Annotated in this window: 14 protein-coding genes; 9 read left to right on the forward strand and 5 right to left on the reverse strand. The window is 68.7% G+C overall.

What is annotated here, in order from left to right; genetic code table 11:
* The first annotated feature begins 1,358 nt into the window (after window positions 1–1,358).
* The 5 genes from TK50_RS07140 (at window position 1,359) to TK50_RS07165 (ending at window position 9,548) form a co-directional block, all read left to right on the forward strand.
* Window positions 1,359–2,246, forward strand: coding sequence for a replication-relaxation family protein (locus tag TK50_RS07140; RefSeq protein ID WP_043962016.1), 888 nt, complete (start codon window positions 1,359–1,361; stop codon window positions 2,244–2,246).
* Between the two features lie 384 nt (window positions 2,247–2,630).
* The gene (locus tag TK50_RS07150; RefSeq protein ID WP_241773945.1) at window positions 2,631–3,527 is read left to right on the forward strand and encodes a DUF2637 domain-containing protein; all 897 of its coding nucleotides are present in this window, start codon (window positions 2,631–2,633) and stop codon (window positions 3,525–3,527) included.
* Entirely contained in the window at window positions 3,524–3,922 is a 399-nt protein-coding gene (locus tag TK50_RS33560; RefSeq protein WP_043962018.1) for a helix-turn-helix transcriptional regulator, read from the forward strand. Before TK50_RS07150 ends, TK50_RS33560 begins: the two co-directional genes overlap by 4 nt.
* On the forward strand, window positions 3,919–5,391 hold the full coding sequence (locus TK50_RS07160) for a tyrosine-type recombinase/integrase (RefSeq protein WP_043962019.1): 1,473 nt from the start codon (window positions 3,919–3,921) through the stop codon (window positions 5,389–5,391). Before TK50_RS33560 ends, TK50_RS07160 begins: the two co-directional genes overlap by 4 nt.
* A gap of 356 nt (window positions 5,392–5,747) precedes the next feature.
* Window positions 5,748–9,548, forward strand: coding sequence for an NACHT domain-containing protein (locus TK50_RS07165; protein ID WP_043962020.1), 3,801 nt, complete (start codon window positions 5,748–5,750; stop codon window positions 9,546–9,548).
* A 44-nt stretch (window positions 9,549–9,592) separates the two neighbouring features.
* Here the strand turns inward: TK50_RS07165 and TK50_RS34355 are convergent, their stop codons facing one another.
* Window positions 9,593–9,892 (reverse strand): transposase, encoded by a 300-nt coding sequence (locus TK50_RS34355; protein WP_043962021.1) that lies wholly within the window; start codon window positions 9,890–9,892, stop codon window positions 9,593–9,595.
* Between TK50_RS34355 and TK50_RS07175 the strand changes: the two genes are divergently transcribed.
* The 3 genes from TK50_RS07175 to TK50_RS07185 all read left to right on the forward strand — a co-directional run bounded on the left by TK50_RS07175 (window position 9,788) and on the right by TK50_RS07185 (window position 16,918).
* Window positions 9,788–11,530, forward strand: coding sequence for a hypothetical protein (locus TK50_RS07175; RefSeq protein ID WP_199486082.1), 1,743 nt, complete (start codon window positions 9,788–9,790; stop codon window positions 11,528–11,530). The genes TK50_RS34355 and TK50_RS07175 overlap by 105 nt on opposite strands.
* Before the next feature lie 182 nt (window positions 11,531–11,712).
* On the forward strand, window positions 11,713–12,147 hold the full coding sequence (locus TK50_RS07180) for an effector-associated constant component EACC1 (RefSeq protein WP_144420178.1): 435 nt from the start codon (window positions 11,713–11,715) through the stop codon (window positions 12,145–12,147).
* A gap of 31 nt (window positions 12,148–12,178) precedes the next feature.
* Window positions 12,179–16,918: a caspase family protein gene (locus TK50_RS07185; protein WP_144420179.1), complete on the forward strand. Its 4,740-nt coding sequence runs from the start codon at window positions 12,179–12,181 to the stop codon at window positions 16,916–16,918.
* A gap of 157 nt (window positions 16,919–17,075) precedes the next feature.
* Here the strand turns inward: TK50_RS07185 and TK50_RS07190 are convergent, their stop codons facing one another.
* The 4 genes from TK50_RS07190 to TK50_RS07205 all read right to left on the reverse strand — a co-directional run bounded on the left by TK50_RS07190 (window position 17,076) and on the right by TK50_RS07205 (window position 23,908).
* Window positions 17,076–20,171 (reverse strand): C-terminal helicase domain-containing protein, encoded by a 3,096-nt coding sequence (locus TK50_RS07190; RefSeq protein WP_052503644.1) that lies wholly within the window; start codon window positions 20,169–20,171, stop codon window positions 17,076–17,078.
* On the reverse strand, window positions 20,168–21,844 hold the full coding sequence (locus TK50_RS07195) for a phospholipase D family protein (RefSeq protein WP_144420180.1): 1,677 nt from the start codon (window positions 21,842–21,844) through the stop codon (window positions 20,168–20,170). Before TK50_RS07195 ends, TK50_RS07190 begins: the two co-directional genes overlap by 4 nt.
* A 61-nt stretch (window positions 21,845–21,905) precedes the next feature.
* Window positions 21,906–23,141 carry a DUF6361 family protein gene (locus TK50_RS07200; RefSeq protein ID WP_043962026.1) on the reverse strand — a complete coding sequence of 412 codons (1,236 nt, stop codon included), beginning with the start codon at window positions 23,139–23,141 and terminating at the stop codon, window positions 21,906–21,908.
* A complete protein-coding gene (locus tag TK50_RS07205) occupies window positions 23,138–23,908 on the reverse strand; it encodes a DUF429 domain-containing protein (protein ID WP_043962027.1) in 771 nt (256 codons plus the stop codon). Before TK50_RS07205 ends, TK50_RS07200 begins: the two co-directional genes overlap by 4 nt.
* A gap of 810 nt (window positions 23,909–24,718) precedes the next feature.
* Here TK50_RS07205 and TK50_RS07210 point away from each other — a divergent pair.
* Window positions 24,719–25,495, forward strand: coding sequence for a hypothetical protein (locus TK50_RS07210; RefSeq protein ID WP_043964016.1), 777 nt, complete (start codon window positions 24,719–24,721; stop codon window positions 25,493–25,495).
* The last annotated feature ends 1 nt before the right edge of the window (window position 25,496 follow it).

A 25,496-nucleotide genomic window follows, 5' to 3' on the forward strand; every position in this document is an offset into this window, starting at 1 on the left:
CATCCTCATCGGTCATGAGGGGGCGTGAACTCGCCTGTTCGTGGATCTCGCCTGTTCGTGGATCTCGCCTGTTCGTGGATCTCGCCTGTTCGTGGATCTCGCCTGTTCGTGGATCTCGCCTGTTCGTGGATCTCGCCTGTTCGTGGATCTCGCCTGTTCGTGGATCTCGCCTGTTCGTGGATCTCGCCGGCTGTGCGCGGGGTCGTCGCGGGGTTTCGGGTAGGTAGTGCCACATCAGGCTGAGGTCGAAGGCCTGTCGGCGGAGTATGCCTTCACGCTGTAGGTGGAGGTGCTGCCGGGGTGGGCCCCATCCGCCGGCCCGCCCATGCTGTCTTGCTGGTCCAGCATGCGGTTGCGGCAACTGGGAAGCGGCGACGTGGCTCTGACCGGTCTATTGACGAGAGCGTCGTCTCGCGATGTGAGACATCTGATCCGGCTGGTCAAGATTTTTCTGCCTGTTTCGGCCGGGATTCCGTGCTACTGGGTGCCAGCGCGGGTTAACGGGTGCCATTGCGTCCGGCTGGGTCCGGGGAACGTTGCGTTTGGCTGCTGGTGATGCTGGTTGACAGGGTGCTGCTGGCGGAGGCGTACTGGTACGCACGTGACCGCATGGCGCCTGTCCGCCGGGTTCGAACGGCCGGTCTGGTGACGCTTCTTTGGGAGCGCTGCCGGTCGTTCGGGGTCCGGGGTGGGCGGGCCGTCGATGGTTCTGGGCGTTAGGGGGTTCACGATGAAGGATCTTTCTCCGGCTGGTTGAGCCGACGCTCCATCGGGCCGTTGCGATGGTGCGGCCGCCAGAGCATCTGCGTCAGGCCGAGACGAGCCCGTTGTCGGTGTGGCTGCTTGCCGCCCTGCTCCGCCGCTACCTGCTACCGCTGTTCCCGCTGCCGCGACCGCCGTTGTGGTGGTCGTGTCGGTCGTTGCTGTCCTCATCCGCCCCTTGGGTCGGCTGGTGCGCCGGGTCCTGTGTTCGTTGACAACTCCACAGCGTGTCTTTCCGTAGCCCACCGCGCTCGCCTGTGGCTGCGTACTCCTGCGGCGTCGTGAGTGTCGTCGCCCATCTTCATTGTTCTCGATCAAGGAGTTGTTGTGTTCGTCGCCCATCTCGTCTCTGTGTGCTCCGGTTTGGTGCCGGTGGCGGTGACAGATTCCGTTTCAGTGCCCGTTGCGGGGTCCGGGTTGGTGTCGGTGTTGAGGTCAGTCTTCGACCGGACGTCGGAACGGACCCCCTGTCGTGTCTTACACCGCAGGTCAGGCCGGCTGTCAGCGTTGTCGGCTTGTCCTGCGACAGACCCTGCGTGGTTTCGGGTCTCTCCCCCTGGGGCTGGCATTCCCTACAGGAGGGGAGGTGGTGACCGGTGGATGATCCGGTTCTTCGGGTTCAGTCCCAGCTGACCGCCCGTGACCGTGTGCTGCTGGGCTGGCTCTACGACCACGGTGTGTTGACGTCGTTCCAGATCGCGCATGCCTTGTTCCCGTCGCTGGATTTCTGTCAGCGGCGGTTGCGGACGTTGTACCGGTTGCGGTTGGTGGCGCGGTTCCGCCCGCAGCGCGCTGACGGTGGCTCGTACCCGTACCACTACGTCATCGATCAGCTCGGCGCGGAGGTCGTCGCCGCCGGCCGTGACGAGCGTCCGCCTCGGCGTGATCACGCCCGAGTGGAGCGGCGCCGTTGGACATCCAGCCGCACCCTGGAGCACCGCCTCGGGGTGAACGGCTTCTTCACCGGCCTCGCCGGCTACGCCCGCACTCATCCGGATGTGCGGTTGGGGGAGTGGTTGTCGGAGGCGGCGTGCCGGCGGTCGGGGGTGTTCACCCGGCCAGGGGATCCGGCTCTGGTACGCGCCTACCAGCCCCGGGTGCGTCCGGACGGCTATGGCCTGTGGGTGGTGCGGGGTGGCCGGGTGCCGTTCTTCGTGGAGTACGACACCGGTGGTGAGCCGCTGTCGGTGTTGACCGGGAAGCTGGTCGGCTACCGGGAGTGGTTCGCCGCGTTGGGGCGGGCGTGGCCGGTGTTGTTCTGGCTGCACTCCGCTGCCCGGGAACGCAACCTGCGCCGGATGTTGGCCGAGACGCCGCCGCGGGTGCCGGCGGCTACCGGTGCCCGCGACCACGCCACCATGGCGGGCCTGTGCCCCGCCGAGGCGGTATGGGCGGTGGCCGGCGACGGCAGACCACGGTCCACGCTGGCTGACCTTTCGATGTGGGTCCTCGACGACCGTGACCCGACAAGGGAGGAGACATGACCGACGACACCTCCCCGGACCCCTTCATCGCGTGGCCGGCGTGCGAGACGACGGCCACGGGGTCGTTCTGTCACTGGGCTGTCAGCGTCTCGCCGGAGGCTGCTGACAGCCCGGTGACAGCCTCGGACAGCCCTGACAGCGAGCGGGCGGAGGTATCGTCCCGGCGCCCGCGTGGCTGGTCCGCGGACCGTTCCCGGACCGAGAGGTCCACGTTCCTGGTCCGGCGCGCGGGGACCGCCCGTCCGCTGGTCCGGTCCGCATGCATGGGCGGACGGGGCGTGTTGGTGGTCCGGCCGGGGGAGGTGGTCGGCCACGACCGCACCCGGTGATCCGAACGCCGGTCCGGGACGGAGTCCGGTGGAGGGTTTCGTTCAGGTCGTGATCATGTTGGCGATTGGTGGGGCGGCGGGTGCGGCCAGCTTCACCCACGTCCACAACGTCGCCGCCGCGCATGGTCAGCCGGGGTGGTTGGCGTGGGCGGACGCGATCGTGCTGGAGCTGATGTCCATCGCCTCCGGCCTGGAACTGCGCCGCCGCAAACGAGCCCAGGTCTCAACAGTGTTCCCGGCGGCGGTGTTGGCCTGCGCGGTGACGTTGTCGCTTGCGGCGCAGGTCGTGGAGGCCGAGCCGTCCCCGATCGGTTGGACCGCTGCGGCCGTGCCAGCGCTCGGGTTCTTGGTCATGGTCAAGATCGCCCTCGGCTACACCAACACCCCATCCGAACCCCTACCAGCCGGAACGAATCCGTCCACCGCCCTACTAGCGGACCCGTCCGCCGCTACCGCAAGCCAGCTTCCGGCGGACCGCACCGACGCCCAGCCCACCCTGCCGACCGGGGACCGGCGTCTGCCCGCGCGGACCGTCCACGACACCCGCAACGACCACCCGCACACCGGACCGGACCACCCCTGGACCGGGGGACCGGTCCGCCGGCACCGGCCGTCGCGGCGCGGACCGTCCATCCACCCCACCGACACCGACGTCCTGCTCCTGGTCGCCAGGCACGCCCAGGAGGACCTCGCCGCCGAAGGCCGGCCGCTCACCCGTGCCGCCCTGGCCACCGCGCTGCGCGCCACCGGCCACACCGTGTCCAACACCCGCGCATCCCAACTACTGAAGATCCTCAAAGCCGACCAACCCCCACCAGCCCCACCCACCGATCAGCAGATTCTTGAGCCCGCCGACCGCAGCACCCCGTCGGCAGCACCGGAACCCGCCACGCCTACCACCTCGCGTACCTCTGCACCGCATCCACCGCAGTCAGGAGACCCCTTCCCATGAACGCCCACACCACTCCAGACCCCCACACCCAACCGGCCGGCCACCACACGCCTACCAACGTGCCGTGGACCGTCGAGCGGATCCGCGCGCTCGGCGCCGCTACCACCCTGCCCACCGCCGCATCGGTACTCGGTATCAGCCGGTCCCAGGCCTACCGGCTCGCCGCCACCGACACCTTCCCCACGCCACTGATCCGCGCCGGCACCCGCATCATCGTCCCCGTCGCCGGCCTCCTCCGACTCCTCCTCCTCGACCAGCCTGCCCCGGATCCCGACGGCGGTCGGCGACTTGATCCCGGCGCAGTGTCGAGCGTGGATGCGACGACCCCGCCACCAGCGGACTACACCCGCCACCGCTGGCGGCACCACGTCGAGCACCCCGGAGACGACGGATGAAAGGCTCCACGTTCAAACGCTGCGGCTGCCGCGACACCAACACGGGCCGCCGGCTGGGACGCTCCTGCCCCGATCTGCGCCGGCCCGGCGGCGGCTGGTCCCGCAACCACGGCCAATGGCACTGGCAGATCGACCTACCCGCCCGCGCCAACGGCACCCGCCGCACACTCCGCCACGGCCCCTACCCCACCCAAACCGACGCCGACACCACCCTCGACCGCATCCGCGCCGCCCTCGCCGTCCCCGACCCCACCGACCCCCACGTCATGGTCAAAACCGGCGACCTCATCGAAACCGCCGTCAAAACCGGCGCACCCATCCCCACCCCCGACCAGGTCCGCCGCACCCTGCACCTCGACATCACCCCCACCGAACTCCCCACCATGACCGACTACCTCACCGACTGGCTCACCGGCCGCAACACCATCAAGAAAGGCACCGTCCGCTCCTACGAAGGGCACATCCGCCTACACCTCATCCCGCACCTCGGGCACCTGCGCATCGACCGGCTCCGCCCCGGCCACATCGACGCCATGTACGAGGCCATCGCCGAACGCAACACCACCATCGCCACCCTGCGCGCCAGCCGCGACCAAGCGAAACGCGACCAGGTCAAGAACCAGCGGGTCGTCGGACCGAGGACCATGCACCTCATCCACGCCACCCTCCGCAAGGCCCTCAACGACGCGATGCGCCGCCACCGCTACCTCGACCTCAACCCCGCCCTCCTGGTCGAGCTACCCGCCGCCCGAGCACCCAAGCCCACCGTCTGGACCGACCAACGCGTCCGCACCTGGCGCGACACCGGCAAGACCCCCAGCCCGGTCATGATCTGGACCCCCGAACACACCGGACGGTTCCTCGACCACACGTATGACGCCGGCGACCGCCTCTACGCCCTCTACCACCTCATCACCTTCACCGGCCTCCGCCGAGGCGAAGCTTGCGGACTGCACTGGGACGACCTCGACCTCGACGCCAACACCCTCACCGTCCGCTGGCAACTCGTCCAACAAGGCTGGGCCACCACCATCGACACCCCCAAAACCACCGACAGCGAAGCCACCATCGCCCTCGACACCGAAACCACCACCGTCCTGCGCACCCACCGCGCCCAACAGAACCGCGAACGCCTCGCCGCCGGCACCACCTGGACCAAGACCGGACTGGTGTTCACCACCCCGACCGGCGGTCGGCTTCACCCCGCTGACGTCACCGACCACTTCCACCACCTCACCACCCAAGCCGGACTACCACCCATCCGACTCCACGACCTCCGCCACGGCGCCGCCACCATGGGCCTCGCCGCCGGCGTCCACATGAAAGTCATCTCCAACCGACTCCGCCACTCCAGCCCACACTTCACCGCCACCTTCTACGGCGCCGTCCTCCCCGAACTCTCACACGCCGCAGCGGAAGCAACGGCATCAGTCGTCCCGCGTCGGCGTAGCGTGACAAAGCCGGCATAAGTCGCACGAGCATGCACGCCCGTCATCAGCAGCGGCCAGCCGGCAGCGTCGCCGGCTGGCCGCTGTGTCAAACGACTTGACCTTTGCAAAAAGATAGGCGTAATTCGTTGCGGCCATCGCCGATGGGCGTTGGCGCCCCTGCTGGTGAACCGGCACCTGCGGGAGCGGGTATGCACCGGTCGATCGCGCAGCCCGAGATCTCCTGGCCCGTGCACAGGGAGGGGCAGGCGATGGCCCGGCCTGCCCCTCCCTGTGCACGGGTTGATCTGATCCGGGATTATCACCATGATTGACGAGATGTTTCTCCCGCAGCCTCCAGCGCCCGCACGGTCCGCCGTGCTCTCTGGAGCCTGAGCGTGGCCGACTACGCGTGGGAGCGACTCTCTCCGAGGCAGTTCGAACACATCGTCCAGGCGCTGACCGTGCGTTACTTCGGCGCTACGGCCCTTATCTGGGGCGACGGCCCGGACGGGGGCAGGGAAGCGACCTTCGAGGGGTTGCTGCGCGATCCCTGCACCGGCGAGGAGAAGACCGGCTACCTCGTCGTCCAGGCTAAGTTCCTGCAACGTCCGCATCCCGACACCGCAGCGCAGCAAGCTTGGGCCGCCCGGCACCTCCGGTCAGAGCTATCGGCGTACGAGAAGAGCCCGAGCAGGCGGATACCCGACGCATACATCTACGCCACCAATGCCGTGCTGAGCCCCAGCAGTGGTGGAGGTAAGGACAAGGTGGTCGGCCTGCTCGCCGGGTTCCGGGAGCGGTACGGCCTACTCTTCGCAGTGCCCTGGGATTACGACCAGCTCGGCGCGATGCTCGACGAGAGCGACGGGCTGAGCACGAAGTACCGGTGGCTGATCACACCGGGTGAACTGCTCCACGCGACCCTGCGCCGGTTCAACTCCGAACCGATCCTCGCAGCCTCGGTACCTGCGATCCTCCAACGTGAACTCGTCCGGGACAGCGCAGCCCGACTCACCAGCTACCTGACCCCCCGGCTCAGTCCCACCAGCGTCGCGTCCGTCTACGTTGACGTCCCCGTCCGCCTGGCTGGGACGTCAGGCCCGGTCACCGGCTATGACGACTCGCGGTACGCCCTCCACCAGTTACTCACCGAGCTCACCGGCGCGACCAAAGTGGTTGTAACTGGCGGCCCCGGGCAGGGCAAAACCACCCTGGTCCAGACCCTCGCGCAAGTGCACCGGGCCGCGCTCCTGGATGCCGTCGACCCGCAGTTGCTCTCCCCAGCGGCGTTGCAGGAGAGCTCGCGCGTCGCCGCTGCGCTCCGAAGGCTGGCGCTGCCCATGCCCGGCACCGCCCGGTTCCCCTTCTGGGTCGACGCAGTAGCCTTCGCAGAGCACCTCGAGCAGTCCCAGGAGGCGGATCGGTCCGTCTGGCACTTCCTAGCCCGCCGGTACGCCACGCTGATCAAGACAGCGGTCGACGTTCCGTCACTGCGGCAGTTCGCGTACACGAACCCGACGCTTCTCATCATCGACGGCTACGACGAGATGGCCTTCTTCCGGCAGGCCGCCACAGCGGAGCACATCGCAGAGTTCCTGGACGACGTGCGGATGAGCCAGCTCGACACAGCGATCGTCGTGACTAGCCGACCCCAGTCCTACGAGAAGGACCTCGAGCGGCTGGGCTTCAAACTCTGGCAGCTCGAACCGCTCGGGCCCATCGACGCGATCTCCTACGCCGAGCAGTTGATCGCCGCCACCCTTGAGGACAGTAGGCTACTGGAGCGCTTTCGCACCGTCGCATTCCAGACCGAAATCAGGGATCTACTCTACAGCCCGCTGCACGTCTCTCTGATCCTCTCCCTCCTCGATGGGGGACAGGACCTGCCCCGCGAGCGGTACAACCTATTCGCGGCCTACTACGACCACGTCTACCAGCGGGAGCGGATGCGGGGCGGGGAGCTCGGTAAGTTCCTTGACGATTTCCGACCGCTTATCGATGTGGTGCACCAGCGGGCGGCGTTCGTCCTTCAGCTCAGCGGTGAGTCAGACCAGAGGAGCAACGCACTCTCGCTCGACCGGTTCCGTGCCATCGTGCATAGCTCCGTGGAAGGGGCCGCGCCGGCGTCTGGGAATGTCGAGGCGGTCGTTGAGAAGATCATCCGCTTCGCCCGACAGAGACTCGTGCTGCTAGTCGGGGTCGACAGCGACACGATCGGCTTTCAGATCCGGCCCTTGGCCGAGTTCCTGGCCGCATCCCACCTGCTCCGGGGGACCCGAAGCCGGATTGCCCAACGGCTGCGGGCGGTGTCCCGCTCGGCGTACTGGCGTGACGTGTGCCGCTTCTTGGCGGCGGCGATCTTCAGCAGCGAGGACGAGAGAATCGGTGAGCTCCGTGACACGGTGGTGGTCGCGTATCAGGAGTTGGACCACCGCGCGCACAGCGGAGTCGAGGCGCTGCGTGGTCGGGGCTTACGGCTGGCGATCGATCTCGTCGCGGACAGCGGCTTGTCCGTCAACGACCCGTACTTCCACCACTTCTGGCCGAGCATGGAGCAGACCACGGAGCTGTGGACAAACGACCTGAAAAAACTCGCATACCTCGCCGTCGCAGCACCGGCCAGCGAGGAGTGGCTAAGCGCGCTGGCGGAACGTGTCGGCCTATCCCGCACGGACGAGGTCGCGAACGACACCTGCTGGGAACTGCTCAACCTGCTTGCCAAGCGGGACTTCCGTTGGTCAGCCGAGGCGGCGCGCGCGCTGTTAGACCAGGCGTCCCCGGAGCAACTGACTTGGATGCTTCCCGATGTGGCGGTGCCTCAAGTCGTTGACGGAGCCGCGCTGGCCGAGTACCTGGCACGGTCGAACCCACACGTCGTGCGGCGATCGAGTTTCCACGAGGACCCGACCGGCCTCCCGTCCTGGGGGCGGGCGATGTGGAGCATCCTGCACGGCACGGATGGTGACGGTCTCGTCTCGAACTTGGAACTTGACGGCACCGGCTGGCCGCTCTCCGGCGCCCGGAGTATCGACGCCATGGCGCACTACCGCGACCTACGGAGCATGCCCGCCCAGGCGCACGCTGGATGGCACGACTGGTATCACGTGACGCTGCTGTGTGCGGACGCTCCGCATGCCGTTGACGCGAGTGGGCTCGCCGGTGTCGTTGAAGTCTTTCATGGCAGGGAGCGGCTAGAGCTCCTACCCTGGCCGTTCGTGGAACTTCGGCTCTCCGCCACCAACGCTCCGCAGCGACTGGACTTCGCCCCATGGCTGGAGGCTGAGAACCGATGGATGGAGCAAGGCGTCACGCTCATCGACGTCGAAGCGTACGTGGAGAGCGGCGCGTTGACCGAACGAATCCGGCACGAGGGGTTCCCCTTCTCTACGCTGCACTGGTGTCTGCCCGGCTCCTCACGGTCGCACACCGGCCCGCTCCGCACGATTCTGGACATCCTGCATCGGGCCCAGCCCGACCAGTTCCAACGCCGCGACACCGTGGCCGGCGTGCTGTTGCTGCCAATATGCGACCACGAATTGCGCCACGGGGGCGAAGGGATAGCACCGGATCTGGCCCACCGGGTCCTAACCTATGCAGTCGGGTCCTCGGTGACCGACACGATCACCTGCCCGACGGCCGTCGCAGCCTTGTCCGCCTGTACGACCGACCACTGCTTCCGGACCCACGCCGAACGAGTCACCCGGTGGTCATGGATCTCAGGCGAAGACCACGAGCAGGTCGAGGCGGACAGGGTACTGCGACGGGCGGGTCTGCTAGCGGAACCAACGGTCCTCGCCCGCCTCTGCACGCGAATCGCCGCAAGGACCTCCAATTCAGCCACCTGGCAGGCGTTGCACGAGGTGTGGCTCGGACCGGGACAGCCTGCACCCGCCCCGCTCCAGCAACTACTGGGCGCCACCCGCCCGGCGACCTTGACCGACCGGGACCTACACCGTGCGCTCAGGTCCTGCCGGGCCGAACAGGATATCGACCTGTGGGACCTGTTCTCCGTCATCAGCCGCAATCCGGCGTGGGACCAGACGGAAAAGCTGGTCTTGCGGGACCGGCTGGCGCTGCTAAACAACGAGCCCTGGGTCTTGAACTCGTCGGTGTACCTCGACCATCCCACCCTGACCGAGCCGATCATCGGCCGTCAGTTGCCCGCCTTGGGCCTCGGCGCTCCGGGTGCCGGCTGACTCGCCGGTGCTGCCGTGTCTGCCCGATGGCCGTGGACCGTAGGCTAGGCCGGTCGAAGTCGAGGACCAGGCATGGCGACAGTCCAGCGACACCTTGGCAGTAGGACCTCGTTCTCCTGCTCCAACAGCTTGATCCGCCTGCGGGCCTTGCGCAGCTCGGCTGACTCGCCGCCGCTGACACCCGGCTTGACTCCCGCGTCAACGTCAGCCTGACGCAGCCACTTGAACAGCGTCATCGGGTGCACCCCGAAGTCGTTCGCGATGTGCTTGACCGTCACTCCCGCCTCACGGTCACGAGCGATACGCACGACGCTACGGAACTCTCGGGGGTAGGGCTTGGGCACAGCAACATCCTTCCAGCCTGCCGCAGGGCAAGCCATCTCACATGTCACCTATCGGTACAGCAGACCCAGCGGTTCGCGCACCTACCCAACCAGCCGCTCGCCAGCGCGCACTTCGGCGACCCGATCGCCATCGGCCCGCTGACACCGGCCGCGGCGCACGATCTGATGTTCACCCCGATGGACACCCTCGGGATCTCCTTCGACTCCGATGAGCTCATCCACCGGGTCCTCGCCTACTGCAACTACCAGCCGAAGCTGCTGCAGATGGTCGGCGAGGAGCTTGTGCGGGAAGCGTTGAGCCGACGGGGCCTGGAAGGGCCGCGGTACCGCATCCGCGACGAGGACCTGGAGCGCGTGATCGGCTCCAACGCCGTCCGGCAGAAGATCCGTGAGACAGTGCACCTGACCCTCAACCTCGACTCGCGGTACAAGCTGATCGCGCTCGTCGTCGCCCTCTCCGCGCTGGAGAAAGGCGCCGACCACGCCATCCCCACGAACATGCTGCGGGACGAGTGCCTGGCATGGTGGCCGGAAGGGTTCGCCGACCAGGGAGCCGACGAGTTCCGGTCGCTGCTGTCGGAGATGAGCGGCCTCGGGGTCCTGTCGGAAACCGGCGGCCGGTGGCGGCTGCGGTCCAGCAACGTGCTGCGTCTTCTCGGCACCGCGGAGACCATCGAGGAAGAGCTGTGCGCGCTGGAATGGCGTAACGTTGTCACCACCTTGTCGGCCGAGCAGGCCCGCCGCACGCTGACCGACGGCCGCATCTCGCCGGTGACCGAGAAGCAGCTGGCCACCTCGACCGAACGGGGCAACCACCTGTGGGTGGTCGTCGGCACGCAGGCGACCGGGATCGACCGAGTCGCGGCACGGCTGACCGAGGAAGCGGACATGATCGGGGCGCGATTCACCCTGCATGTGACCAGGGGACCAGCGGGCTACCGGCGGGAATTGCGCGGTGGGGCGCCCGGTGACCGGCACCGGGTCGTGCTCAGCGACCTGTCAACAACTAGGCTCGACAACGCGCTCAACGAACTGCTTCAGGTCGACACCCTGCTGCCGGCAGCAGGGGTGACCCGCTCCCTGGTCGCGGTCGTCGACGCCAGCGTCAGCGAACTGTTCACCAAGGACGACGCTCCGCCGCTGGGGGAAGTCACCGACCGGGTGATCGTGCTGCGACGGCTGTCGCCGGGCGGGCTGCGGTCGTGGGTCGTCGACAACGAGATCTCGTGTTTCGGTGACGCGGCCAGCCAGAAGATGCTGCTGGAGGCCACCGGCGGATGGACGGTGCTACTCGACGACGCCGCACGGCTCGCGGTCACCGAACGCACCGCCCGCCGCGTGTGCGATGCGATCACCGCAGCAAGGCTCAACAGCGCCGAAGTCGCCGGTGTGTTCGTCGACCAGGTCGGACTGGCGAACAACCCGACGCCGGCGGCCGCGTTCGACTCGCTGCTCGACTACAACGCTCCGATGAGCAGCGAAGACCTGGCCACCTGGCTCGAGGTAACCGAATGTGGCGGTGCGCGGTCGGTGGAGGCGTTGCGGTACTTCGACGTGCTCGTCGAGCGACCCGACGACGGGCTGTGGGAACCGGAGCCGGTGTTCGCGGCGGCGTGGAGGAAAGCGCGACAGCGGTAACCGGCTGGTCCGGCGGCGGGTTCGTGACTGCCGCCGGACCAACTTGGTGAACCATTGGCCCGAAGCATTGGGCTCCGTCTTGGGGCGGCGGTTATCGCCTGTCGGCGTACGCCCCGGGCCAACGTGCATCCGCGTGCTCGGCGGGTGCGCGGTCGCGGTGGACAGCGACACGAAGGTTCTCAATGATCATCCGATCGCGGGATGTTGACCTCGCCTGCCAGAATGGACGATGGCTCTGCCGGCGGGGTGAAGGGGTGGCGATGCGGTTATTGATTGACGTGCGTGGTGGCGAGAGTGACGAGAACCGCCGCGTCGTGTCGGTGCTGGCCGCCGATCCCCGAACCCGACAGGCGCGGGTCAGGACAATTTTTCCGCCGCCCCGCCCGGAGACGCTCGGTGCGGCCGAGGTGATCGAGTTCGTCGGGCAGAACGTCCTGCTCCCGCTCACCGTGCAGGCCCTCTACGACTATCTGAAGAGCCGGTGGGGCGGCCGCGCCGGCCAGCAGATCTCCGTGACGATCACCCGGACCGATCTGCCCGATGGCGCCCGCCACGAGACGGTGAGCATCAGTGGAGACGTCGACGCCGTGGTGGCGGCGCTCAGGTCGGCCGAGTAGAGGGGGCGGCGGTCGCCGATAGGAGGTTCCGATGGTCAGTGGGTCGGATCGGGTAGATCCCTCGCAGTCGGCGGCGGTGCTGTTCGGGGTCGAGACCTACCCGAACACGTCGCTGGAGCCGGTGCCGGCCGCGCCACGGAACACCGGCGCACTGCGCCGTTCGTTCGCCGACCCGGAACTGTGGGGGCTACACGGCAGCTACCGACTCGTCGTCGAGGCCGACCTGCCCAAGGCCGACATGCTCGACTCGGTCACCAACGCGGCCCGGATCGCGGATCACGACGGAATTCTGCTCATCTATTTCGTCGGACACGCCCTCTACGACGGCGGCACGCTCTATCTGGCCGGTTCGGACGCCAACCGGAGCCAGCCGAGCACACTGTTGTCCATTCCCGAGCTGACCGAAGCCGCCGCGTCATCGGCGGCCGCTCGGAAACTGCTCATCCTCGACTGCTGCTATTCCGGGGCCGCCGCCGGCAGTCTCAAAGCCGAGATTCAGGCGGTGGACGAGGCGGCCGGCTGGCTGCTGATCGCGGCCACCGACGCGGTGCCGGCCCGGAACGCGCGGCTGGACGAGGAGTTCACCCCGTTCACCGCCGCGCTTCTCGCCGCCTTCGAAGGCTCGCCCGGGGAGGGGCGGAGCCTGTCGCCGAATACGGTGCTGGCGCACGCCGCGACCTTGCTCGAGGGGGAGCCGAGAACCAACCACGCGGCCTGGGAGGACGACCCGTGGCTGCGGAACCGTCGGTACCGACCACCGCCCGTCACCAGAAACGTCCTGGCCACCAGGCCACCCGCCAGTCCGTTCAGTGGACAACGAGGGCTGCCCGGCCTGCTGGCCTGGCCGGAGCGGGATGCCCGGTTCGTCGGGCGGAAGCGCGAACTCCATCTCGGCGCCAACCGGGTCGTCACGGGTGGCGTGCTGACCGTCACCGGTCCGCTCAAGGCGGGTAAGGACCACTTCGCCGACCAGTTGATCGCCGAGGTCCGGTCCCGCGGGGCGTTCGACGAGGAGGATCTCCTGCTCGGGCTGGAGATCCCCATCGCCACCGCAGAAGAACCGGTGCTGGAGAGCCTGTCCCGGGCGCTGGGCGAACATCTCGACGAACGGGACGCGATCGAGCCGGCGGCGATGGCCAGCCTGGACGGGCGCCGCCGACGGCTGGTGACCAGCCTGATGCAGCAGGTGGGCGACCGGAAACTGCTCATCCACATCGACTGCACACGGCTCGGGCCCGACCCGGCAGCGGTGCGGGCGGAACTGGACACCCTGCTGGAGGATCCCTACTTCCGTCGGGCCGTCACGGTGGTCAAGGCCCGCACCAAACTGGACCTGACCGGCGACGGTCAACTTCGTGACCTGCCACCGATCCCGCTCGGCGAACTCTCCGACGACGAGGCGGTCGAGCTGCTCGGCAACCTGCTCGACGCGGAGCAGATCGAGCTCGACGGCCTCGACCTCAAGCACGAGGTCCTGCGACGGCTGAATGATCCGCTGGTCCGGCTGCCCGGGGTGTTGGTGAACGGGGTGGACGGGTTCATCGCCGACCATCAGCTGACCGACACCGGCGAACTCGTCGCCGGCAACCTGGTCGACGCGCTGCTGAACCGCTCCGTGCCGACGGTGCTCCGGGCCCTGCGCGACGCCGGTGGCCTGGAGCTGCGGCAGCCGTCGCCGACCGGGCGCCGGCACGGGCCGCTGGCTGTCCTGATCTGTTGGGCGCTGACCGAGGGGCTGCCGGTCAGCCATCAGGTCCTGCAATCTGCGGACGTGGGCTTCCGGGCCCAGATCGAGCAGCTCACGGACGCCCGAGTCCTGCGGACCGAGGCCCGGGACGGTGCGCCGTCCTACGGGATCGGCCCGGCCAGCCGGAACACCCTGCGCCTGCTCCTGCTCGTCCTGCTCGGTGTCGACGAGAGCGCCGAGGGCATGGACTCGGCGGGCATGGCGACGATCCGACGGACCATCGGCACGCTTCCCGGACCCGAGCGCGAGGCGTCTCCGGACGAGCTGGACGAGGCACTGGCCAGGGCCGGCACGGCGCTCCAGACCACGATCAGCCAGCTGATTCCGGACCGCGTCCCGGAACTCGTCCAGGCGGTCCGGTGGGCGGTCGGGTGGATCGACGAGAACGCCGCCGGCCGGCTACCGCGGCTGCGTGACGCGCTCTCCGTGATCAATGCGTACGACGGTGACGCGGTGTACCTCAGCGTCGTCCCGGAGCGGTCGACCTCGCCGGTGACCGTCGACGCCGTCGAATCGGATCTCTCGCCGGACACCGCCGACCTGGAGCGTCTCCTCGCGGCGGCGGCGCGCCTGACCGTGGCCGCACGGCAGCAGGGCATGGCCGCCGGCATACTCGACGGACTCGTGCGGGCCGCGTCCGAGGTCGCCGACGCGATCGTGGCGTGTCCTGCCGACCTGGTGTCCTATCACCTGCTCAAGTCCGTGGACGCGACCCTGTTCCTGGCCGGCCGGCGGCTCCGGTCGACGACGAGTCTGCTCGCCGCGCGGGAGCGGGCGGCCGACGCCCTCTACCAGGGAGCCGTCACCGCCGGCGCCAGCCGGACGGACCGCGTGCTGGTGGTGCTCTCCTGGCTGCTCAACACCGCGGAGGCCCAGGTCGACGCCGGCCGGCGGGACCAGGCCCGGGGCACCTGGGGGAAGGCCGAGGAGATATTCACGCTCCTCCCGGAGGCGCGGGACACCCGGCAGCGGATGACCCGGCTGCAGATGGAGCATCGCCTGGGTCGCCTGCAGGCGCGGTGCGCCGACAGTCACGCCGACCGGATCAGCGGCCTGCGCCGGGCGTTCGCGCGTACGGAGACCGGACTCGGCCTCTCCACGCGCGCCGACGAACTCGCGCTCTGGTGTTCCCGGCACATCGACACCGCCTCGGTGCTGGCGCTGGAGCTCCGGGCGGCCGACGACCAGGAGGCGTTCGTCACCGGGGTGCTTGACCAGCTCACGACGGCGTGGCAGCCGCACGCTCCGTGGCCGGTCGCCGTTCGCGTCGCGGTCTGGCGGTTCATGCATGGGACCTTCCGTGGTCTGGTCGAGACGGACCGGCGGCTGACCGCCGCGCGCCGATCCCTGTCGCTGCTGTTGCAGGGCGACGCCGAGGAGCGGGAGGGTCAGCAGGCCCTGCTGATCGCGCAGGTCGAGGCGCACCTGTTCCTGGCCCGTACCCTGCGGGTCAACGACCAGCTCCAGGAGGCGCTCACGGAGGCGCGCCGAGCGCTGAGCCTCGCCGAGACCGGCCGCGATCTGAGCGTCTCCACCGCCGGCGGCGAGACCGCTGCCCGTGCCTATCTGCTCTGGCTTCAGGCGCTCCGGACGGTCATCCTGTGGAGCCCGCCACGGGATGCGCCGGGCGGCGCCCGGACGCAGCTGAAGCGGGAAGCCGGAATCGCTCAGGAATGGCTGCGTCACCAGGACGGCCCGATGACGCGGGCCCATGCCGTGCTCGACCTGTGGTGCATGCGCACGCTGTGGTCCGAGGAGGGCAACCTGACCGTCGCGTCGGCCCGGGAGGGAGAGGACTTCAGCCGGCTGCCCCGGGGGATCAAGGAGCAGCGGCTCGAGGAGGCGTACCGCAAGCGCCGGAGGTCGTTGCTGGGGCACGAGCGGGTGTACGGACCGTCGATCGAACTCTGCCGGATGCAGGTGCACCTCGAACGGCAGTACCAGCGGTGGCAGTCGGTGATCTGGCGGAGGAATGTCGACAACAGCGCGGTCTGGGAGCTGCTTCGGCGGGCCGAAGATCGGTGGCCACACAATCCGGCCCTGGTGGCGTCCATCGCCGATTTCCACCGCTACATCTGGGAGCACGGCGAGGCGATTGCCGAATACCAGAAGCTCGTGACGATGGCGACCAACGCGCACGACCGGCTCCGGGCGGTCTACGGCGCGGTGGAGAGCGCGGTGACCCAGGCCCAGTACGACAACCGCCTGCCGGGGTCGAAGCGCCAACAGATGCTCACGGACGCCCGGCAGTTGCTCGACGACGAGATCCAGGAGCGCTCGCTTCCCGCCGATTTCGCCCTGCTTCGCCACCGGGTCGCGCTGGAACTGGACGAGGAGGTCGACTGGGATCGGGTCGACCGGGTCTTCGACGAGATCATCGGGGACGACTACTCCCGTAACATCGGCCGGTACCTCACCATCCGACGGTACGGTTCGGTCTTCCACAGATCGGTCGCCGACCAGCTCAGCTCGGAGGTGAGAACCCAGCTACGGCAACTGTCCCACGGCGGCCCGGTCGCGGAGCCGGCGGACGGCGACGGCGTGGAACAGCAGGACGCCATGGTGGTGGAGGACGAGAGTTCCTCGATGCTCGGCGAGTTGCTGTTGGAGAACTTCACCGACGTGGATCTCCTGCAGGCGCTCGGCTCGATCTACCTGAGGCGGGCCGACCTCACCGAGGGGCAGCACGACGCCACTGCGGTGGCCGAACGCACCCGCCGGGCCTTCGACTGTTTCGATGCCTGTCGCATCCTCCAGCAGGACCGCACCGGCAAGACCCCGCTCGTCACCAAGTTCCTCAGCGGCCGGGCGATCCTGCTCGCGGCCCAGGCCAGCGATGATCCCGACCCGTTCGACTGGGAGGCCCCGTCACCGCACCGAAACTGGATCGAGTACGCGACGTCCCTGTTGCAGGTCTGCAAGTCCTCCGCGGTGGGCGGTTTCGGACGGGTGTGCAATTGGCATTTCAAGGAGGCGAACGACGTGCTGACACGACTCAACCGCGGGGAGTGGCCGCCCCGCTGACGTCCCCGACGACTGTCAGGCGGTTCACTCCAAGACTCCTGGGGCTGACCTGGTGATCCTGTGCGGACGTTAGTGTTGAAGCTGCTGGTCCAGTGGGGCTTCGCCCCGCTGCATGCTGTGAAGTCCGCTGGTCAAGGAAGCCGGCTGGTTTGGTCTGTCACTGAGGCAATCTTTCGGGGGCCGGTCGTAGGTTCAGGATTTCGGTCGTGTCGGTCCTGTCGGTGGTGTGGCGTCGGAGCAGGTTGAGGAGGTCTTCTTGCCGTGGCTGGCCGAACGCCAACCGGTACACCGCTAGGTCCGACTTGAGCCGGTCGAGTTTTGCCTGGTCGCGGCTGAGTGGGTAGGGCAGGACGTGTCGTTCGATCTTCGCGGGCCCGGGGAACACCCAGTACGGGGCGAAGTCGCCCAGTTCTCCGGATTCTGCTCGTGTCGCGTCGTAGAGGGCTTTCCATACGTCGGGTTCGGGGGAGCGTAGGGCTTCGGCGCGGTGTGCGGTGGCGATGTTGCGGCGTATGGCGTGTCCGCCGAAGCGGTGGACCCGGCCTTCGCGTTGTTCGAAGTCGACGGGGTTGGCGGGGGTGTTCCAGTGCACGACGGCGGAGCACCACTGGTGGAAGTCGATGCCTTCCTGGCCGGCGCTGGTCGTGGCGACGACGAACGGCCAGAAGGGGCTGTTGAAGGCTCGGCGTACGACTGCTTTGCGGTCGGCCTGGGCTTGTTCTTCGCCGCGGCCGCCATAGCGCAGCGCGAACCGGCCGGGCAGTTTGATCCGCTCGGCGGGGCGGTGTGGGTTGAAGGCTTCGTAGGTTGACGGTCGGCTGGCGATCGCCTGCCGTGCCTCGTCGGCGAGTCGGCAGAGGTTCTTGTCGTCGAGGCGGGTGTCGGCGGTACCGCTACGTAGGGTGTGCAGGTGCTCGTCGAGGACGGCCTGAAGATCACCGGCGGCGCAGTACCGCAGCACCGCCTGCCAGTAGACCGGACCCATCGACAGGCTGTCGAGCAGCTGGGCGGATTCAGGCCGGTTGAACAGGGACCGCAGCCCGTTGGCCAATACCGCCGCGGCGCGCCAGTGCCCGGTTGGCGTGACCGCATCGTCGGGGTGGATCAGTCGGGACAGCGCCCGCCAGGCGATGTTGCCCGGCCCGTGCATGCCGATCTCCGCGACGCTGCCGAGCAGACCGTGGAGATGGTCCGCTGCCGGGTAGCGGGCGTTGCTGGCGAGCTCCCGGGCTCGCTCCACGTGCCGGTCCAGGCCGGTGGCCGTTGCGTCCTCGTCGGCGGAGGTCCCCAGGGCGGCAGCGGCGTCGTCCGGGCCGGGGCCGGCGCCGGGCCACCGGAAGACCAGTTCCCACGGCTCGGCCGGGGTCGCTTCGGTGACCGCCGTATCGGTGGAAGCGCGAGCGAGCAGCCGCTCCCGCACCTCGCGTTCGAACACGGCCAGCGGCACGGTCTCGTCCGGTCGCTGCCGGGCCAGGGCCAGCGGGTCGCACAGCGTGGCCAGGGCGGGATGGGGCCAGAAGATTGCCAGGGCGCTCATTGCCGCTGGGCGGTTGTTCTCGGTGCGGTAGTCGAGGTGCCGGTGTCCCTCCCCGTGGCCGCCGAGCCGGCGTTCGGCCTCGTAGCTGAGTAGTCCAGCCACCGCGGTGGGGGTGGCGTTCCAGGAGGAGAACAACAGCCGCTTGGTGATGCCTTCGGCCGCCGCGGTGGCGAACGGTTCGTCGAGCGTGTGGTACGGCAGGGACGGGGGCAGCCACAGCAGCCGCCACCAGCCCCGGTCGACGGTGTCCGCGGCGAGTCGCCGTAGGCGGCCGTTGCCGAGATCGACGGGTTCTCGTCGGTCGATCGTGTCGGCGTCGAGCAGTTGCGCGGTGGCCAGCAGCGCGGTGACGTTGGGGTCCGGCTTGCCGTCGAGCGCCTTTCGGACCTTGTCGCCGAGTTGGTAGCCGTCGAGGAAGTTCAGGAAGTAGGGGGCGGACTTCCAGTACTCGACCGACATCCGTGCGCCGACGGCGTCGGCGACCCGACGCATCGCCACGTAGCCGCGCACGTCACGGGTGTCGAGGTCGTCGGCGAGGTCGAGGTGTTCGCTCAGCATCCCGTCCTGGCCCAGCGCGGGCCGTTCGGTGCGGCACATGACCCGCAACAACAGGGCGCGTAGCCGGTCGCGCAGGTCGCCGCAGGGTTCGCCGCGGACCAGGGCGTCCCGGTACGCCTCGAAGGTCTTCGTCACGTCGGCGTGCCAGGACTCGTCGTCGGTGAGGAAGCGCAGGACCTGCCGGAAGTCGCGGTAGTGGTCCTCGCCGGCGCCGGCTTCCTCGGCGAAGGTGAACGGTTTGTACGGGGTGGCCGACAGCAGCAGCACCCGGGCGGCTCGATGGTCGAACAGGTGCCGGGCGAGTTCAGCGCTGTCGCCACCGTCCGGGTCGAGGAGCTCCCGGAACCGCTGGAACTCGTCGAGGATGACCAGGTCCGGGTCGAGGACCTCGACACCGGCGGTGGCCAGCGCCGTTCGCAGGGCACCGGTGAGCTTGCGGGCCTTCTCCCGCAGAGCGTCAGGTAGGGCGGGGCGTCGACCGATGCCGTCGAGTAGCGCGTCGAACTCGTCGAGCAGGCCGCCGTGGCGGGCACGACGCAGGAATCCCTCGGCGATCGTCGGGTCGATTCTTCCGTCGAGCTGCTCCCAGAGCCTGTTGCACTGATTCTCGAACTTCTCAGGGGTGGCGACGGTCGCCTGCAACGCGCGCAGCGCGGCTCGGGTTCGCCAGCCGCCCCACGAGTGGGCCTGTTCGAGGAGCAGGAAGATCAGCGCCCGCTCCTCTACGGCACCGGTGCGCCAGCCCTGGTCGAAGGAGGTGCCAGGGGTGAACGCGATCAGATTGAGCGGCTTGCCGGTGGTGGCGGTCGCGGCGTTGAGCCGGTGTGCGTGCTTGGCGAGCAGGGTGAGTCGGCTGGACAGGGTGACGGTCTTGTCGGCGGTGACCCGTAGCCGGTCGATGTTCTGCCGGGCGACGTCCTGGTTGGAGCAGACGTAAATGATGTCCACCCGTTCCACGCTGTCGTCGTCCTGCAGTCGTTGCAGGGTTTGGGCGATGACGCCCCGGGCGACGACGCTCTTGCCGAGTCCGGTTTCGTCGGCGACGAGGAACCGGCGGGTCGGGTCGGCACCGAAGTACCGGTCGACGACATGAGCGACGGTGGCGCGCTGGAAGTCCTTCAGGCCGGCCATGACCGGCCCCGCGTCGTACCGCTTCACCGGCCCACCGCCTCTGCGCTCGCGTCCCGTGCCTGGTCGATGACCCGCCACAGCTCGGTGAAGCCGGGCGGCAGCAGCCGTCTGCTGTCGCCGTCGGCTTCGATACGGGTGACCAACCGGGCCAGGTCGTCGAGCTGCTCCGGGCGGTCCACGAGAGCGTTGAGCAGCAGTTCGAGGATGCCGGTGCCGCCGGTACGCCAGATGCCCTGCCCGCCGACGTCGCCGCTCACGGCGGCGGCAGCCTCGGTGCCGAGACCGAGCATCAACAGCAGGAATCGCAGGAACTTCTCCGGCGAGTCGATCTGCTGGGCGAGGACGTGGTCGAGCCGATGGGCCGGGTCACCGAGCAGGGTGGCGAGGACGACGGTCTGCTCCCGACCCGTGTCGTCTTCAGCGATCACCAGGACGAACGGGGTGATGTCGGCCAACGCGAGCCCGGTGAACACCGCGGACACCCGGTGGCCCGGAACCAGCGGCACAGCTTCCCCACGGCGGGTGTGCAACTGCGCGGTGATCCGTACACCCGTCACCTCAGGAACGACTTCCTGCGAGTCGAGCCGGATCTCGTAGCCGTCGGCTGAGGTCGTGACGGTGGCTGACACGGGTATTGCGGCGATGTCCCGGATGAGATCACGCAGGAAACCGGTGTCGGGTTCCGGCTCCGTGACGTCTTGGCGTTCGTGCCGTTCGAGGATCTCCCGGAAACTGGCGTCGGGACCGAGGAGGGCGTTGATCCCCCACCGGTTCCGGCTGCCGCCCAGTTCCACCAGCAACTCGACGTTGCCGCCGAACGCCGCGTCGGTGGCGTTCGCCGAGCCGAGCAGGACTCGCGCTTGGTGGCCCTTCTCCACCACGTACACCTTTGCGTGCAGCCCGTGCAGCACCTCCTGGCCCGGCGGCGCCTCCTCGGCGGGCAGACCGGCCAAGGCGCTGACCACGAACGCCTCGGAACCGGCCAGGCTCTCCTCGGGCAGACGGTCGAGCGCCTCCTGCCGGCTCACCACCGACAGCGCCCCGCTGGGCGCGCACCGGTTCAGGCCACCCGGCGTGCAGAACGGCGAGATGACCAGGTGACGCGTCCCCGCGAAGTCTGGCGGGCGGCTACCAGGCACCCCCAAGGCGTGAAAGACGATCCCCCGTGCGTCCTCGGGTGGCTTCCACTCGGCGCGACGCAGGTCCTCGCACAGCGCCTCGATCGCCGCGTGCCGGGCGGCCGGTAGCGGCGTGACCGCCAGCCGCACCGCATGCCGCAGAAGGTCGACCAGAGGCCGGTTGTCCTTCCTCGGGCGGGTGCCGGGCACGCCATCCAACCGAAGGCACACGTCCCAGCTGCGATCCTTGGTCAGATTGCGGCTGAGCACCAGCAGCCGCAGCGACACCTCTCCCGTCGTGTCGTCGAGGAACCGCAGCGCCCACAGCTTGGGGTGGAACAGGTGACCCGGCTTGGGGCGGTGCACCTGGTGCACCATCGGCTCGACGAACGCCAACAGCGCCGACGCCCCTGACGGCACCACGATCTGCCCCGCCTGACAGAACACGTCGATACGGTCCGCGCAGCGCCGTACACCCTCCATGACCGCGATCGGGTCCGCCGACTCCCGCAGGCCATGCGCGGCGAACGCCAACGGTGCGATCAGCAGACTCTCCAGATCCAGGGTGAACGTCAACGCCATCGCCCGGGACAACCGCGCCCCCGGCGGTGGGCGCAACGAGTCGAGCAGCAGCGCGCGGGAGTCAGGCGCGAGCACCGGCAGCCTCCGAAGGACTCGCAGCGTAACCGTCGTGGATGTCGGTGAGGATCCGGCGGACCTGCGGCCAACGGAACACCAGCCGTCGGCTGCCGGACGCGCCACTCCACGTACGCAACAACTTGTCGTTGACCAACCGCGACTGGCCCTTCTTCACCGACCGCTCCCGCTCGCCGACGAGATCCCGCAGGGCCGGGTCGCTGGCCGCCTCGCCGGCAGCCCCGCTGGTCACCGCGTCGAGCCACCGCTCGATGAACTGCCGGGCCTTGACGTTCGTGCTGATCCGGGGATTCCTCTCGATCAGCCGCGTCCACATCCCCGACCGATCCCAGCCCTTAAGGCTCTGCTCCGCCGACACCCCATCGCTCCATGCCGACAGCCTGTCGCGGTAGCGAGCCGCCGGCTCCTCAAGCTCGGACAGGCCCGCCCGTTCGTACCGCTCGGCGACGAGCAGGTTGTACAACAACGCCGCACCATGCATCGCCAGCGAGAAGCGCTGCGCGTCCCGAACCAGGGAACCGATCGGCTCCGGCGCGGCCAGCGCCACCGGCTCGTCCCACGGCGCATCACCCTCCGACCCAGGGCGATGCGCGGGATCGAGCAAGTACGCCAGCAGGGTGCCAGGCACCGCGTCGATGATCCGCTCGCGCAGCCAACGAGCCTCGTCCGGGAGTAACCTCAGCCCACCCTCGACCTCCTGCGGAAAGTTCGCCGGCGCCCCGGGCAGGGTCGGATGCCAGCTACCGCGCGACCGCTCGGTCAGCTCATCAGCCTCGGCCAGCCGGGATACCAGCCGTCGGTCCGGTGCCGTGTCATCCTCACCGCTGCGGATGCCGTACTCCTGGAGAGCAACGGCGTAGATGTTCGAGGGCAGGGTGCGAACCCCGACTCCGGCACGCCTGCCGATCATGCCCTCCGTGTCGCTGCCGCGCAGCAGCGCGGCGATCACCTTCCGCTCGTTGCGGTCGACCCGCGCGGCGAGGCGGTCACTACGTAGCCCACGCCGCTGCGCCTCCTGGTAGCACCAGGGCACGATCAACAGGTACCGTGCCCGGTTCTGCAGGACCGACGTGCCGGGAAACAGCAGGTCGCTGAACGCGTCGCGGACCTGACCGATGCCCAACTCGTCCCGGCTCTCCGTGTCGCTGAAGAGCTTGAGCAACTCGCGCATGCGTTGCTGATCCTCGCGAGAAGTGTCCAGCCAACTCAGCCCCGAGGTCATGAGCGCCTCCCGCCTGCTCCGGTGCCGTCGACAAGGTCGCTGAGCGGCCCCGTGGGCAGGGCGATCCAGCCCTCGACCCCTGCGACCTGCCGCTGCTCGTCGTCGGGCCGGGTCGCCCTGCCTATCGCGGCGGCACGTGCGTTGAGGGCCGCGACGACCGCGTCAAAGGCGTCGTGGCTGCGTCGACACAGCGCCTCGAAAGCACCCAGTTCCAGCCACGGTGCGGCCGCGCAGAGCGCGGTCACGAGGTCGGCATGCTGTGCCTTCTGGCCCCGTCCCTTGTAACCGCGGTACGTCAGTCCCCAGCGGCACAGGGCCGCGGCCGGGTAGACCTCGACGATCTTGCCGTCGCCGCGCCGGTCGACGTCGTGTCCGGCGGCGGCCAGCATCGCCAACAGCCCGGCGCACCGGAAGGCGGCATGGGCTATACGGTCCGCGGCCACGCTGAGCGGAATGATGCCGGTCGTCTCGCGTACCACCTCGTCGGTCAACCGGTAGGCCAGGCGACGCCGCCACCGTGCGGCATCGCCGTCGGCGATGGTGACGTGGCCGGACCGGTGGGCGGTGACGAGCGCGACGAAGGGTTCCGGCCAGCCGAGCGGGCAGTCCAGCCCGACCTTGTCCGCGTCCTGGCTGGCCTTGACGATCTGGGCGTCGCCCACGTCGAGGACCACGTCTCGCACCACTGCGCGGTCCGACAGCCATTCGATGGTCGCCATCGCCGTACGTTCGTCCGCCGCTGCGAGGTCGACGCCGAGGGTCAGCACCGCAACACTCTAGGTGCCGACCTTGCGTCGAGACATGGCTCGACCGACCGTCGTTGTAGGACGTTCAGGTACGTGTGACCCCCCAGATCGGTGAGTGAGAGTGGGTCCAGTCCGTGTGAGTGGTTCTGCGTCAGCATGGCCCAGGGCCTACCGTGAGTCCGTGGCCAGCTGGTTGTTGACGATCCATGCGGTGTCTCCGTGGGTGCTCGGGCGCGATGGGACGGGGCCAGCGCGCGATGGACTGGGCTGGACGCCGTTCCGCTGAAGCTGGGGCCTGACCGTGAACAGATGGATTCACGTGACCCCGTTGGACCAGACGACTCGATCAAGATCAACCTCTTAATCCGCGGGTTCGGGGTTCGAGTCCCTGGCGGCGCACCAGCAGCAAGGCTCTGACCTGGGGTTTCACCCTGGGTCGGGGCCTTTCTCGTTTCCGCGTCGGTGGCGTGGTGCTCGGTGGATGCCCGGGAGCCGTTGTACCCGGTCGCCGTTTGGCGGGACGCGGCGCGGTGCTTGTGGACGTCGGTGGCTGTCATGACGTTCGTCGCGGTGCACCTGATGAAAGGCTGCCGGTGGGGTGCCACGGGCGGCAGCGGGCGTTGCTGAGGACCGGCCCCGGCTGTCGGTGTCGCCCGCCTGGCATCGATATCAAGTCCTCCGGTGAACCGGGGGAACCTCACCTCCGAGCCCATCATGACCAGGCCATCGCGATGAAAAGGCCTCACTGTGCGGGGATTCGCTTCGCCAAGGGGTGGTAGAAACAAAGCGACTGACCGGTGTGCCCAGCGGAGGGTGAAATGGGTGTCTGACATCGCGGACCCGAGCCGGCACCTCGTCCTCACCGTGGACGTGGAGCGGTACAGCGGGCGGGACAACGTGCTCCAGTGGCGTGTCCAGCAGGCCCTGCCGAGGATCATGCAGCAGGCCCGGGAGGAGCTGGGCCTACGCCCGGACGGCTGGCTGGTCCAGCCGAGCGGCGACGGGCAGCTCGCGATCTTGCCGCAGGGCACCAGCGAGCGGACGGTCGTGACCCGGCTTGCACCGACCGTCGACCGGTTGCTCCGCGAGCACAACCATGGCCTGGCCCCGGAGGCACGCATCCGGCTGCGGATGGGCGTTCACGAGGGTCTGGTCCATCTGGACGGCGGGAACGGCTTTCCCGGCGAGGCCGTCGTCACGGTCTGCCGGCTGGTCGACTCACCGCAGCTCAAGGCCGCCCTGCGGCGGTTCCCCGACGCGCAGGTGGCACTGATCGTGTCGGACCGGCTCTACCAGGATGTCGTCCGGCACTATGGTGACCTGCGGCCAGAGCACTTCCTGCGGGTTACCGCCAGCCTGCCGGAGAAGAGCTTCGACGCCGTCGCCTGGATCCACCTGCCGGGCGAGAACGCCGCCGCAGCCACCGCAGAACAGCCCGTCCCCGCTGCCACCCCGGATCAGCCCGCACCAGCCGTCGCCCCGCACCAGTCCTCCGCTGGTGGTCAGACCTTCCAGCACATCACGGCGCATGGGCCGGCGGCGTTCGGCAACGGCAACGTGGTCACCACGTACGGTTCCGCCGACGGCGCGACCCCGCACCGACCCTGAC

The organism is Micromonospora haikouensis, from assembly GCF_000876225.1.
Taxonomy (GTDB): domain Bacteria; phylum Actinomycetota; class Actinomycetes; order Mycobacteriales; family Micromonosporaceae; genus Micromonospora; species Micromonospora haikouensis.